Annotated in this window: 15 protein-coding genes; 13 read left to right on the top strand and 2 right to left on the bottom strand. The window is 61.6% G+C overall.

Features of this window, described 5'->3' with window-relative positions:
- Window positions 1-58 precede the first annotated feature (58 nt).
- The 3 genes from ABIE16_RS14320 (at window position 59) to ABIE16_RS14310 (ending at window position 1,955) form a co-directional block, all read left to right on the top strand.
- Window positions 59-1,000 carry a chemotaxis protein CheW gene (locus ABIE16_RS14320; protein ID WP_429521401.1) on the top strand — a complete coding sequence of 314 codons (942 nt, stop codon included), beginning with the start codon at window positions 59-61 and terminating at the stop codon, window positions 998-1,000.
- A gap of 76 nt (window positions 1,001-1,076) precedes the next feature.
- On the top strand, window positions 1,077-1,562 hold the full coding sequence (locus ABIE16_RS14315; RefSeq protein ID WP_007980742.1) for a chemotaxis protein CheW: 486 nt from the start codon (window positions 1,077-1,079) through the stop codon (window positions 1,560-1,562).
- Window positions 1,563-1,955 carry a DUF2802 domain-containing protein gene (locus tag ABIE16_RS14310; RefSeq protein ID WP_057715868.1) on the top strand — a complete coding sequence of 131 codons (393 nt, stop codon included), beginning with the start codon at window positions 1,563-1,565 and terminating at the stop codon, window positions 1,953-1,955. It begins immediately after the preceding gene.
- Window positions 1,956-2,433: 478 nt separating this feature from the next.
- On the opposite strand, the gene ABIE16_RS14305 is transcribed toward ABIE16_RS14310, so the two are convergent.
- Together ABIE16_RS14305 and ABIE16_RS14300 are read right to left on the bottom strand one after the other, a co-directional pair.
- Window positions 2,434-2,763, bottom strand: a complete 330-nt coding sequence (locus ABIE16_RS14305) for an EscU/YscU/HrcU family type III secretion system export apparatus switch protein (RefSeq protein WP_429521400.1) — start codon at window positions 2,761-2,763, stop codon at window positions 2,434-2,436.
- Window positions 2,760-4,334 carry a flagellar hook-length control protein FliK gene (locus tag ABIE16_RS14300; RefSeq protein WP_429521399.1) on the bottom strand — a complete coding sequence of 525 codons (1,575 nt, stop codon included), beginning with the start codon at window positions 4,332-4,334 and terminating at the stop codon, window positions 2,760-2,762. Before ABIE16_RS14300 ends, ABIE16_RS14305 begins: the two co-directional genes overlap by 4 nt.
- Before the next feature lie 199 nt (window positions 4,335-4,533).
- On the opposite strand from ABIE16_RS14300, the gene ccmA reads away from it, so the two are divergent.
- The 10 genes from ccmA to ABIE16_RS14250 all read left to right on the top strand — a co-directional run bounded on the left by ccmA (window position 4,534) and on the right by ABIE16_RS14250 (window position 11,917).
- Window positions 4,534-5,169 (top strand): cytochrome c biogenesis heme-transporting ATPase CcmA, encoded by a 636-nt coding sequence (gene ccmA / locus ABIE16_RS14295; RefSeq protein WP_429521398.1) that lies wholly within the window; start codon window positions 4,534-4,536, stop codon window positions 5,167-5,169.
- Entirely contained in the window at window positions 5,166-5,834 is a 669-nt protein-coding gene (gene ccmB, locus ABIE16_RS14290; protein ID WP_007980754.1) for a heme exporter protein CcmB, read from the top strand. Before ccmA ends, ccmB begins: the two co-directional genes overlap by 4 nt.
- Window positions 5,835-5,924: 90 nt before the next feature.
- On the top strand, window positions 5,925-6,680 hold the full coding sequence (locus tag ABIE16_RS14285) for a heme ABC transporter permease (RefSeq protein WP_429521397.1): 756 nt from the start codon (window positions 5,925-5,927) through the stop codon (window positions 6,678-6,680).
- Window positions 6,677-6,853 carry a heme exporter protein CcmD gene (ccmD, locus tag ABIE16_RS14280; protein WP_057715863.1) on the top strand — a complete coding sequence of 59 codons (177 nt, stop codon included), beginning with the start codon at window positions 6,677-6,679 and terminating at the stop codon, window positions 6,851-6,853. The genes ABIE16_RS14285 and ccmD overlap by 4 nt, the downstream gene beginning before the upstream one ends.
- On the top strand, window positions 6,850-7,305 hold the full coding sequence (gene ccmE / locus ABIE16_RS14275) for a cytochrome c maturation protein CcmE (RefSeq protein ID WP_008052305.1): 456 nt from the start codon (window positions 6,850-6,852) through the stop codon (window positions 7,303-7,305). The genes ccmD and ccmE overlap by 4 nt, the downstream gene beginning before the upstream one ends.
- Window positions 7,306-7,308: 3 nt before the next feature.
- Window positions 7,309-9,297, top strand: coding sequence for a heme lyase CcmF/NrfE family subunit (locus tag ABIE16_RS14270; RefSeq protein ID WP_429521396.1), 1,989 nt, complete (start codon window positions 7,309-7,311; stop codon window positions 9,295-9,297).
- Window positions 9,294-9,830 (top strand): DsbE family thiol:disulfide interchange protein, encoded by a 537-nt coding sequence (locus ABIE16_RS14265; RefSeq protein WP_218497129.1) that lies wholly within the window; start codon window positions 9,294-9,296, stop codon window positions 9,828-9,830. The genes ABIE16_RS14270 and ABIE16_RS14265 overlap by 4 nt, the downstream gene beginning before the upstream one ends.
- Entirely contained in the window at window positions 9,827-10,300 is a 474-nt protein-coding gene (locus ABIE16_RS14260; protein WP_102669711.1) for a cytochrome c-type biogenesis protein, read from the top strand. The genes ABIE16_RS14265 and ABIE16_RS14260 overlap by 4 nt, the downstream gene beginning before the upstream one ends.
- The gene (gene ccmI, locus ABIE16_RS14255) at window positions 10,293-11,495 is read left to right on the top strand and encodes a c-type cytochrome biogenesis protein CcmI (protein ID WP_429521395.1); all 1,203 of its coding nucleotides are present in this window, start codon (window positions 10,293-10,295) and stop codon (window positions 11,493-11,495) included. The genes ABIE16_RS14260 and ccmI overlap by 8 nt, the downstream gene beginning before the upstream one ends.
- Before the next feature lie 14 nt (window positions 11,496-11,509).
- The gene (locus ABIE16_RS14250) at window positions 11,510-11,917 is read left to right on the top strand and encodes a hypothetical protein (RefSeq protein WP_079246789.1); all 408 of its coding nucleotides are present in this window, start codon (window positions 11,510-11,512) and stop codon (window positions 11,915-11,917) included.
- Window positions 11,918-12,206 lie beyond the last annotated feature (289 nt).

Below are 12,206 nucleotides of genomic sequence, written 5' to 3'. Positions count from 1 at the left end.
ATGATCGCGTTTCCCGACAGTTTTTCGCGAGCAAGCTCGCTCCTGCAGGGGGGCAGCCATGAACCGGCCGTTTAAGACCACCTCGCGCCCGCAACTGGCGCTTCAGTCTTATCTGGACAGCTTGCTGCAGGACATCACCGAGGAATTTGCGCCACAAATCGAAGCGCCTCCCCGGGTGGTCGAGGTTGAAGCGGCGCTGGACGAATTCCAGGCGGCAGTGCTCGAAGAACAGGCCCGCGATGCGCAGAAAATTGTGGTTGCTCCCGCTCCTGTGGTCACGCCGGTAGCGAAGGCTCCAGTAGCTGTGGTCGAAGCACCGACACCCATGCTGGCGCCGGTATCGACCATCGCACCGTTGCTCCAGGCGTTGGTGTCGCCGGCCGTCGAGGTGCAGCCAGCACCGGAGCCAGCTGTTGTCGAAGTGCCTCAGGCACTGGTGCCGCCAGTCGTCGAAGTTCATCTGCCGCCGAGCAATACGCCGCCACCGGTGGAAACCGACGGTCGTCCGTCCTGGGCTGCCGAACCCTTCGAATGCCTGCTGTTCGATGTCGCCGGCTTGACCCTGGCGGTGCCGCTGGTGTGCCTGGGGTCGATTTATTCCCTGGCCGGCCACGAGTTGACCCCATTGTTCGGCCAGCCCGAATGGTTCCTGGGCATCCTGCCGAGCCAGGCCGGCAATCTCAAGGTGCTCGATACCGCGCGTTGGGTCATGCCCGACCGATACCGCGACGATTTCAAGCAAGGTCTGCAATACGTGATTTCGGTGCAAGGCTACGAGTGGGGGCTGGCGGTGCATCAGGTCAGCCGCTCGTTGCGTCTGAACCCGAATGAAATCAAATGGAGAAGTCACCGAGGTCAGCGGCCATGGCTCGCCGGCACGGTGATTGAACACATGTGCGCCTTGCTCGATGTCGCCTCACTGGCCGAGTTGATCGCCAGCGGCGGAGCCCGGCACATGTCCGGTGACAAGCCGGGCCACAAACCGACATCAGTCAAATAAACAAAACAGGCGACGTCACTCTGATGATGTTGCACAGAACACACACCGCCAGGGCGGTTTCTTGAGGGGTCAGGGTATGAATGACAAGGCAACGGCGGCAAAAGGTTCCGAAGATCCGATCCTGCAATGGGTCACCTTCAAGCTGGACAACGAGACCTACGGCATCAACGTGATGCGCGTCCAGGAAGTCCTGCGTTACACCGAAATCGCCCCGGTCCCGGGTGCCCCGAGCTACGTGCTGGGCATTATCAACCTGCGCGGCAACGTCGTGACCGTGATCGACACCCGCCAGCGCTTCGGCCTGATGAATGCCGAGATCAGCGACAACACCCGTATCGTCATCATCGAAGCCGACAAGCAGGTGGTCGGGATCATGGTCGACAGCGTGGCAGAAGTGGTTTACCTGCGTCAGTCGGAAATCGAAACCGCGCCGAACGTGGGTAACGAAGAGTCCGCCAAGTTCATTCAAGGCGTATGCAACAAGAACAACGAATTGCTCATTCTGGTCGAGCTCGACAAGATGATGAGCGAAGAAGAATGGTCGGAACTGGAGAGTATCTGATTGATTCTCGAGGTTGCGGTCATTGTCCTGTTCCTGTTTTGGGCAGGCACGCTGGCAATGTTCCTGGCGTACATTCGCGGTCAAAAGCAGATCGCCGCGCAACAGGCCCAGGGTGATGCGCTGCGCGATCAGCGCATCAAGGACCTGGCCAGACGCGTCGAGGATTACCAGAACGGCAATGTGCGCATGGGCGAGGACCTGCATGAACTGCGGGCGATCGTTGCGCCCTTGCCGGACAAACTCGCCCAGCTGGAACAACGCGACCCTTCAAGCCTGTCGTTCGCCCAGGCGGCGCGACTGGTCGGGATGGGCGCCAGCGTCAACGAACTGACCCAGTCCTGCGGCTTGACCCAGGCTGAGGCGGAGTTGATGAGCAAGTTGCACAAGAACTGACAGCCTGTAGGAGCGAGCTTGCTCGCGATGGTCGTTAACGATGACGCGGGCCTCCTGAAGAAACGCGGCGCTTACACCGCCATCGCGAGCAAGCTCGCTCCTACAAAGGTTCCATGTCGGACACAGAACATGTGTTCACCGCAGATCACCTGTGGGAGCGAGCTTGCTCGCGATGGACGTCAACGATGACGCGGACCTCCTGAAGAAACGCGGCGCTCATACCTCCATCGCGAGCAGGCTCGCTCCTACAATGGTTCTATGTCGAACACAGAACATGTGTTCACCGCAGATCATCTGTGGGGCGAGCTTGCTCGCGATGGTCGTTAACGATGACGCGGGCTTCCTGGAGAAACGCGGCGCTCATGCCTCCATCGCGAGCATGCTCGCTCCTACAATGGTTCTATGTCGAACACAGAACATGTGTTCACCGCAGATCATCTGTGGGAGCGAGCCTGCTCGCGAAGGCGCCCTCGAATCCTCAGTAGTCTTCCCCGCGCTCGGTAATATCCTTCTCGACCATCAGCCCATCCGCATCCTGCCCCGCCGGAAACTTCCCCTTCAAACTCCACGCAAACGCAATGATCTCGGCAATCGTTAGATAGAGTTCCTGCGGAATGCTGTCCCCCAGTTCCATGCGCGCCAGCAGTCTCACCAGTTCGGCGTTTTCGTAGATCGGCACTTCGCAGTCGCGGGCAATGCGCAGGATTTCTTCCGCCAGCTCTTCGTCGCCCTTGGCGGTGAGGGTGGGGGCGTGGGTGCCGTCGTATTTGAGAGCGATGGCCTGGCGTGGGGCGTTGGGGATTTTCATGCGGTTTCGTCGACCCAGCGTTGTTCGAGGCGGGTTTGCGGGCCTTGGGGCGGTGTGCCGAGGTGGCAGTCCAGGTTGCCGACGTTCAGGCCGGCGGACAGCAGGCGATCACGCAGCCCGGCTAAATTGCTTTCGATCAGGCTGGCGGTGTATGGCCGCTCGGCCCAGAGCTGGCCGCAGAGGCTGCCCTTGATCAGTTGCGCCTGGATTTGCAGCGGCCCCAAAGGCTCCATGGAGAAGGCCAGCTCCACACGCCACAGCTGTTGCTTGGGTTCGTGTTCTTCGCGACGTTCCTTTGGCTGTTGTTTTTCGGGGGCGTCTTCGCGCTGGAACTTGACCTGCAAGGGCACGATGTCCTGCATTGTGCGCATCGGGATTTCCAGCTGCCAGGTGCTCATCAGCCGTCCGTCGGCGGTTACGCCGGTCTGTTCCAGGCTCGACAGTTGATGGCTTTGCAGGCGTGAAACCGCGGCGGCGGCCAGGCGAAGCAGGTGTTCGAGGTCGTTTTCACCGTCGGCACCTTTTAACAGACGTTCGGGCAGCGGGAAACCGGTCGGCGACGGCTTGGCACTGACCTGACCGAGCATGCCCAGGGCATTGCGGACAAAATTCGGCATAGCCTGGGCCAGGGTATTGGCGGCGATGATCGCGCCGAGGCTGGTGTTGGCCGGCAAGCCCTGACTCAGCTGCGCAACCAGTTTGAGCAAATCGCCTTTCATGTCCGGCGCGAGCGTCGGGTTTTGCCCGGTCAGCAGTTTGCTTTCGAGAAACATGCCGCTGCTGGCCAGGGCCTGGGCCAGGCCCTTGGGGGTGCTCAACTGTTGAACATCCGGCAAGCCGGCGAGCAAACGGGCAGCAGCGCTGCGCAATTCAACGGATGTCTGGTCCGAGGGCGGAAGGTTCTGCAGGCGCTTGAGCAAGCTATCCAGCGAGCCCTGGCGGCTTTGCTGGTCGACCAGTTGTCGGGTCACCGCCAGTTGTTCCTGTCGGCTGCTCAGGGGCACGAACTTCACGGTCTGGGCGTCCTGCACCTGTGCGCTCAACAAGGTGCCGATGCGCAAGGGTTGCGGGCTGTCGATGCTCAGTGTGCTGCCGCTCAGTGCGGTGTTGAGCAGGCCCACCATCGAGCGAAACACCATGGGCTGGCCGGGCACCTGGGGCAGCACTTGCGAGGTCAGCACTTTGCCCTGCAGCAGGGTGCCAACGGGCAGTTGCGCGGTGTCGAGGCGGGTGAGGGTGGCGACGTTGGAAGCAATGGCCTGTTGCACCGTCACGGCCAGGCTGCCGGCCGAGGGTTGGGTGACGACCAGCGTGGTGCCCTGGGCCAGCGGTTGATTGCTGGTGGTCTGGACCGTGGTCTGACGACCGCTGTCGAGGGTGACCTTGAGCAGCAGCTGGAAAGTCTGGTCCGCCTGCTTGAGCGACAACACTTCGGCCTGGGCGGTTTGACCGATGCTGATCAGCCCCTCCACCGGCGTCAGCAACTTGAGCAACTCACCGCTGACCACCTGCGGGCGCGAAGTCGCCTGGAGGGTTTGCGGTAGCGGGAGGATGTTCATTTCGCCTGTCATACGCGGTCACAACCTGAGGAAAATGCACTCTTTAGAGTAAGGTATGGCATGTATAATGCCGCGCCGTTGTATCCAATAATGGCGAAAACTTTGCAATTGTTTGACGCAGCTCTCTAGAACAAGACGCCAATGCATCTATGCTGCATCTCTTTAACGGCCGCGCCAGAGCCGACTTGAACCGTATAAGGCCCGTGATCCCTTGACCAGTCCTGTCCTGCAAACCGTTGCCCTTGCCTGTGAGCGAGACCTTCGGCTGCTCTTCGAAAATCTCGATTTGAGACTGGCCAGTGGCGAAATGATGCAAATCAGCGGGCCCAACGGCAGCGGCAAGACCAGCCTGTTGCGCCTGCTCTCGGGGCTGATGCAGCCGACCGCCGGTCAAGTGCTGCTCAACGGCCAGCCGCTGAATGAACAACGCGGTGAGCTGGCGCGCAACCTGCTGTGGATCGGTCATGCGGCCGGGATCAAGGATCTGCTGACGCCGGAAGAGAACCTGAGCTGGCTGTGCGCCTTGCATCATCCGGCGACCCATGCGGCGATCTGGCAGGCGCTGGCCGCGGTCGGGCTGCGCGGATTCGAGGATGTTCCCTGTCATACGTTGTCCGCCGGACAACAGCGGCGCGTTGCCCTGGCGCGCCTGTATCTGGACAGTCCGCCGCTGTGGATCCTCGATGAACCCTTTACCGCCCTCGACAAGCAGGGCGTGGCTCAACTGGAGGAACACCTGGCCGGCCACTGCGAACGCGGCGGCATGGTGGTGTTGACCACCCACCACACGCTGAGCCGGATGCCGGCCGGTTATCGCGACATCGATCTGGGGAGCTGGGCCGTATGAGTGTTTTCGGCCTGCTGGTCGCCCGCGAGGCTCGTCTGCTGTTTCGCCGTCCGGCTGAACTGGCCAATCCGCTGGTGTTCTTCGCCATCGTCGTTTCCCTGTTCCCGTTGGCGGTCGGTCCTGAGTCTCAATTGTTGCAAACCTTGTCTCCGGGGCTGGTCTGGGTCGCGGCACTTTTATCGGTCCTGCTCTCGCTGGACGGGCTTTTCCGCAGTGATTTCGAGGATGGATCGCTCGAGCAGTGGGTCCTTTCGCCGCACCCCCTCGCTCTTCTGGTTTTGGCCAAGGTGCTGGCACACTGGGCTTTTTCCGGCCTGGCACTGGTTTTGCTCGCGCCTTTGCTGGCGCTGATGCTCGGTTTGCCTGCCGCCTGTCTGCCAGTGTTGCTGCTTTCGTTGCTGCTCGGTACACCGGTACTGAGCCTGCTCGGTGCGGTGGGCGCGGCGCTGACGGTGGGCTTGAAGCGCGGTGGCCTGTTGCTGGCCCTGCTGATTCTGCCGTTGTACATCCCGGTGTTGATCCTTGGCAGTGGCGCCTTGCAGGCGGCCTTGCAGGGGATGCCGGCGACCGGTTATCTGTTGTGGCTTGGTAGCCTGACCGCCCTGGCGATAACCCTGACACCTTTTGCAATAGCTGCTGGCCTGAAGATCAGCGTCGGCGAATAATAATGAGGCCTGATCATTTTTTGATCACTTCTTTTGAAGAAAGGCAGACCCTGGCTCTTCACAGTAAAGAGCAACCGTGATGGAAACAGTATGAACTGGACGTGGTTTCACAAGCTTGGCTCGCCCAAATGGTTTTACGGCATCAGCGGCAGAATGCTGCCCTGGCTGAGCATCGCGGCGTTGCTGCTGATCAGCGTTGGCGTGGTCTGGGGCCTGGCCTTCGCGCCGCCGGACTACCAGCAGGGCAACAGCTTCCGCATCATCTATATCCACGTTCCGGCCGCCATGCTGGCGCAGTCCATCTACGTGATGCTGGCCGTGTGCGGCATCGTCGGCCTTGTGTGGAAGATGAAACTGGCCGACGTCGCCCTGCAATGCGCGGCACCCATTGGCGCCTGGATGACCGCCGTGGCGCTGGTCACCGGGGCGATCTGGGGCAAGCCGACCTGGGGCTCGTGGTGGGTCTGGGATGCACGCCTTACGTCCATGCTTATCCTGCTGTTCCTGTACTTCGGTCTCATTGCATTGGGCAACGCCATCAGTAATCGTGACAGCGCGGCCAAGGCTTGTGCGGTGCTGGCGATCGTCGGCGTGATCAACATCCCGATCATCAAGTACTCGGTGGAGTGGTGGAACACCCTGCACCAGGGCGCGACCTTCACCCTCACCGAAAAACCGGCGATGCCAGCCGAGATGTGGCTGCCACTGCTGCTGACGGCGCTGGGTTTCTACTGTTTCTTCGGCGCGGTCCTGCTGCTGCGCATGCGTCTTGAAGTGCTCAAGCGCGAAGCCCGGGCCAGTTGGGTCAAAACCGAAGTCGAAAACAGCCTGGAGGTCGCTCGATGAGTTTTGCTTCATTCGGCGACTTCGTCGCCATGGGTCATCATGGCCTGTATGTATGGTCAGCCTATGGCATCTGCCTGGCGGTATTGGCCCTCAACGTGGCGGCGCCGATCCTGGCCCGCAAGCGGTATCTGCAACAAGAGGCGCGCCGTCTGCGCCGGGAGAACGGCAAGTGAATCCGCTGCGTAAAAAGCGTCTTATCATCATTCTCGCGATCCTGGTCGGGGTCGGCGCTGCCGTTGGCCTGGCCCTGAGTGCCCTGCAGCAGAACATCAACCTGTTTTACACACCGACCCAGATCGCCAACGGCGAAGCCCCGCAGGACACGCGTATCCGTGCCGGCGGCATGGTCGAAGCCGGTTCCTTGCAGCGCTCCGGCGACTCGCTGGACGTGAAGTTTGTCGTCACCGACTTCAACAAGTCCGTGACCATCACTTATCGCGGCATCCTGCCGGACCTGTTCCGCGAAGGGCAGGGCATCGTCGCCTTGGGCAAGCTCAATGCCGATGGTGTGGTGGTGGCCGATGAAGTGCTGGCCAAGCACGATGAAAAGTACATGCCGCCGGAAGTGACCAAGGCGTTGAAAGACAGCGGCCAGTCGGCACCCACTCCCGCGAAAGAGGGCTAACTGATGACAGCTGGAATCTTCATTCCCGAATTGGGCCACCTGGCCATGATCCTGGCGCTGTGTTTCGCGCTGGTTCAGGCCGTGGTGCCATTGGTCGGTGCCTGGCGCGGTGACCGCTTCTGGATGAGCCTGGCCCAGCCGGCCGCGTGGGGGCAGTTCGCGTTCTTGCTGTTCGCCTTCGGTTGCCTGACCTACGCCTTCATGGTCGACGATTTCTCCGTGGCCTATGTGGCCAACAACTCCAACAGTGCCTTGCCGTGGTACTACAAGTTCAGCGCCGTGTGGGGTGCCCACGAAGGTTCCCTGCTGTTGTGGGCCTTGATTCTCGGCGGCTGGACCTTTGCGGTATCGGTGTTTTCCCGGCAATTGCCGCAGGTCATGCTGGCCCGCGTGCTGGCGGTGATGGGCATGATCAGCACCGGTTTCCTGCTGTTCCTGATCATGACCTCCAACCCGTTCAAGCGCATCCTGCCGCAAATGCCCACCGACGGTGCCGACCTCAACCCGCTGCTGCAAGACATCGGCCTGATCGTTCACCCGCCGATGCTGTACATGGGCTACGTCGGCTTCTCGGTGGCCTTCGCCTTCGCCATCGCCGCGCTGATGGGCGGTCGCCTGGACGCCGCCTGGGCGCGCTGGTCGCGTCCGTGGACCATCGTGGCCTGGGCGTTCCTCGGCATCGGCATCACCCTCGGTTCGTGGTGGGCGTACTACGAACTCGGCTGGGGCGGCTGGTGGTTCTGGGACCCGGTGGAAAACGCCTCGTTCATGCCATGGCTGGTGGGCACCGCACTGATTCACTCGTTGGCGGTCACGGAAAAACGTGGCGTGTTCAAAAGCTGGACCGTGTTGCTGGCCATCGCCGCATTCTCCTTGAGCCTGCTGGGCACCTTCCTCGTGCGTTCCGGCGTGCTGACCTCGGTGCACGCCTTTGCGTCCGACCCGGAGCGCGGGGTGTTCATCCTGATTTTCCTACTGTTCGTGGTCGGTGGTTCGCTGACGCTGTTCGCCCTGCGCGCGCCGGTGGTCAAGAGCCAGGTGGGCTTCAACCTCTGGTCCCGGGAAACACTGCTGCTGGGTAACAACCTGGTGCTGGTGGTGGCCGCGTCGATGATTCTGCTCGGCACCTTGTATCCGCTGATTCTGGACGCCATGACCGGCGCCAAGCTGTCCGTCGGCCCGCCATACTTCAATGCGCTGTTCATTCCGTTGATGGCATTGCTGATGGTGGTGATGGCGGTCGGCGTGATCGTGCGCTGGAAAGACACTCCGGTGACATGGCTGGTAAGCATGCTCACCCCGGTCCTGCTCGGCAGTGCCGCGCTGGCCGTAGTGGCCGGCATCGCCTACGGCGATTTCAACTGGGCCGTGCTCGCGACCTTCATGCTCGCTGCCTGGGTGTTGCTGGCCGGCGTGCGTGACATCTTCGACAAGACTCGCCACAAGGGCCTGATCAAAGGACTGCCAACCCTGACCCGCAGCTACTGGGGCATGCAGATCGCGCACCTGGGCATCGCCGTGTGTGCGCTGGGTGTCGTGCTGTCGAGCCAGAACAGTGCCGAGCGCGACCTGCGCCTGGCGCCCGGTGAATCCATGGCCCTGGGCGGCTATCAGTTCGTCTTCGAAGGCGCCAAACACTTCGAAGGCCCGAACTTCACCTCCGACAAGGGCACCGTGCGGGTGATCCACAACGGCAAGGAAATCAGCGTGCTGCACCCGGAAAAACGCCTCTATACCGTGCAGAACTCGGTGATGACTGAAGCGGGTATCGACGCCGGTTTCACCCGCGACCTCTATGTCGCCCTCGGTGAACCACTGGGTAACGGCGCCTGGGCTGTGCGTGTGCACGTCAAGCCGTTCGTGCGCTGGATCTGGTTCGGCGGCTTGCTGACAGGTGCAGGCGGGTTGCTGGCGGCGCTGGATCGGCGTTATCGGGTCAAGGTCAAAAGCCGCGTGCGCGAAGCACTGGGCATGTCGGGAGCCACTGCATGAAGCGTTGGTTGATGTTGCTGCCACTGGCGATTTTTCTGGTGGTCGCGGTATTCCTTTACCGTGGGTTGTACCTGGATCCGGCCGAGCTGCCTTCGGCCATGATCAACAAGCCGTTCCCGGAGTTTTCCCTGCCGTCGGTGCAGGGCGACAAGACCCTGACCCGCGCTGACATTCTGGGCAAACCGGCGCTGGTCAACGTCTGGGGCACCTGGTGCATTTCCTGCCGGGTCGAGCACCCGGTGTTGAACAAACTGGCCCAGCAGGGCGTGGTGATCTACGGCATCAACTACAAGGACGTCAACGTTGATGCCTTGAAGTGGCTGAAGGACTTCCACAACCCGTATGCGCTGGACATTCGTGACGACGAAGGCTCGCTGGGCCTGAACCTCGGCGTGTATGGCGCACCGGAAACCTTCTTCATCGACGCCAAGGGCATCATCCGTGACAAGTTCGTCGGCGTGATCGACGAGCAGGTCTGGCGTGAAAAACTGGCGGGCAAGTACCAGGCGCTGGTCGACGAGGCCAAGCCATGAAGCGCTGGATCGCTGCCGTTGTCCTGGGCTTGAGCCTGGCGGGCGTGGCCCACGCGGCCATCGACACCTACGAGTTCGCCAAGGAAGAAGACCGCGAGCGTTTCCGCGAGTTGACCAAGGAGCTGCGTTGCCCCAAGTGCCAGAATCAGGACATCGCCGATTCCAACGCACCGATTGCCGCCGACCTGCGCAAAGAGATTTTCCGCATGCTCGGCGAGGGCAAGGACAACCAGCAGATCATCGACTTCATGGTCGATCGCTACGGTGATTTCGTCCGCTACAAGCCAGCGCTGAACGCCAAGACCGCCTTGCTCTGGTTCGGCCCCGCCGGCCTGCTGCTGGGCGGTGTCGTGATCATCGCGGTGATCGTCCGCCGTCGTCGCGTGCAACGTGCCGGCACCCCGGACTCGCTTTCTGCCGAGGAGCGCTCGCGCCTCGACCACCTGTTGGATAAAACCAAGAATGATTGATTTCTGGCTCGCTGCAGGTCTGCTGCTTCTGGTTGCCCTGAGTTTTCTGTTGATCCCGGTGCTGCGCAGCCGTCGCGCCCAGCGCGAAGAGGATCGTACCGCCCTGAACGTCGCGCTGTATCAGGAGCGCGTGGCTGAGTTGCAGACTCAGCAGGAAGAGGGCGTGCTCGATGCCGCGCAAATGGACGCCGGTCGCGCCGAAGCTGCCCGTGAGTTGCTGGCGGACACCGAAGGCGCTGAAGCGCCACGGGTGTCGCGTCTGGGCAAACCCTTGCCGTTGCTGGCGGCCATTCTGGTGCCGGTGCTGGGCCTGGGCCTGTATCTGCATTTCGGTGCCAGCGACAAGGTCGAACTGACCCGCGAATTCTCCCAGGCACCCCAGTCGATGGAAGAGATGACGCGGCGCCTGGAACGTGCGGTCGCCGCTCAACCGGATTCCGCTGAAGGCATGTATTTCCTCGGTCGCACCTACATGGCTCAGGATCGTCCGGCGGACGCGGCGAAAATGTTCGAACGCACCGTGAGCCTGGCCGGTCGCCAGCCCGAGTTGCTCGGTCAATGGGCCCAGGCCCAGTACTTCGCCGATGGCAAGAAGTGGTCGGACAAGGTCCAGGCCCTGACCGACGAAGCGCTCAAGGCCGATCCGAAAGAAGTCACCAGCCTTGGCCTGCTTGGCATTGCCGCGTTTGAAAGCGAGCGTTATCAGGACGCCATCGATTACTGGAATCGCTTGTTGGCGCAGCTGCCGCCGGAGGACAAGTCCCGCGAGGCGCTGCAAGGCGGAATTACCCGGGCCACGGAGAAGCTGGTGGCCAGTGGCGGCAAGGTTGCACAAGCACCGGCGGCCAAGGCCTCGGCGTTGCTCAAGGTCAGTGTCGATCTGGCCGCGGACCTCAAATCCAAGGTCCAGCCTGGCGACAGCGTGTTCATCTTCGCCCGTGCGATCTCCGGTCCTCCGGCCCCGCTGGCGGTCAAGCGCATGACCGTGGCCGACCTGCCGGTGACCGTCGAACTGGGCGACGCCGACGCAATGATGCCGCAATTGAAACTGTCGAACTTCCCTGAAGTCCAACTGGTTGCGCGCATTTCCCGTGCCGGCAAACCGACCGCCGGCGAATGGATTGGTCGCAGCCAGCCCCTGGCCAGCAGCACCACCGCGCCGCAGACACTGACCATCGACAGCCCGGATAAATAACAGGAAACGCCACCATGACCGCCATTGCTCGTATTGCCCTGCTCAGCGCTGTTTTGGGGTTAAGCGCTTGTGCGGTCCAGCAACCAACGGAACATCAGGCACCACCACCATTCCCGCCGTCGCAGCCTAGCCCCACGCCATCGACGTCGCCTGTACCGAGCAAGCCGACCATCCCGGCCAAACCCTCCAAGCCGTTGCCACGCACTTCTGCCAGCTTCGCGCCACCACCTGGGGGCAATAGCCATTGGGATCCGAAGCTTGGGGTGTATGTGCTTGATGACCAGCCCAATACCTTTTATCGCCAACGTACCTATTACCGCTGGGATAATGGTTGGAGTCGGTCGATTAGTCCGCAAGGGCCGTGGGAAGATACTGACATCCAGGGTGTACCGGGTGGCCTGGGGCGGAAATTCGGGCAGTAACGCAAAAAGGCGACCTTCGGGTCGCCTTTTTTGTGCCTGCCGGAATGTGATTGGTGGGTCACTGCTGAATTCTGTGGGAGCGAGCTTGCTCGCGATGGCGGCCTGAATGAGTCCATACATAAGGGCGGAACCCTAAATGGCCGTGACCGCAGAAACGGATATGTACACCGGTAAAAAACACTCCGCCATCGCAGGCAAGCCAAGCACCCACAGCCTCCAACGCCGGAATGACCTGCGCTGCGAGGACACCCTCAGCGTATACCGTGACCCGTTGGAAAACCCGCTGGTG

The sequence above is a fragment of the Pseudomonas sp. 2725 genome (genome assembly GCF_050434585.1).
Classification (GTDB): Bacteria; Pseudomonadota; Gammaproteobacteria; order Pseudomonadales; family Pseudomonadaceae; genus Aquipseudomonas; species Aquipseudomonas jessenii.
This window is presented reverse-complemented; position numbering and strand designations above follow the sequence as displayed.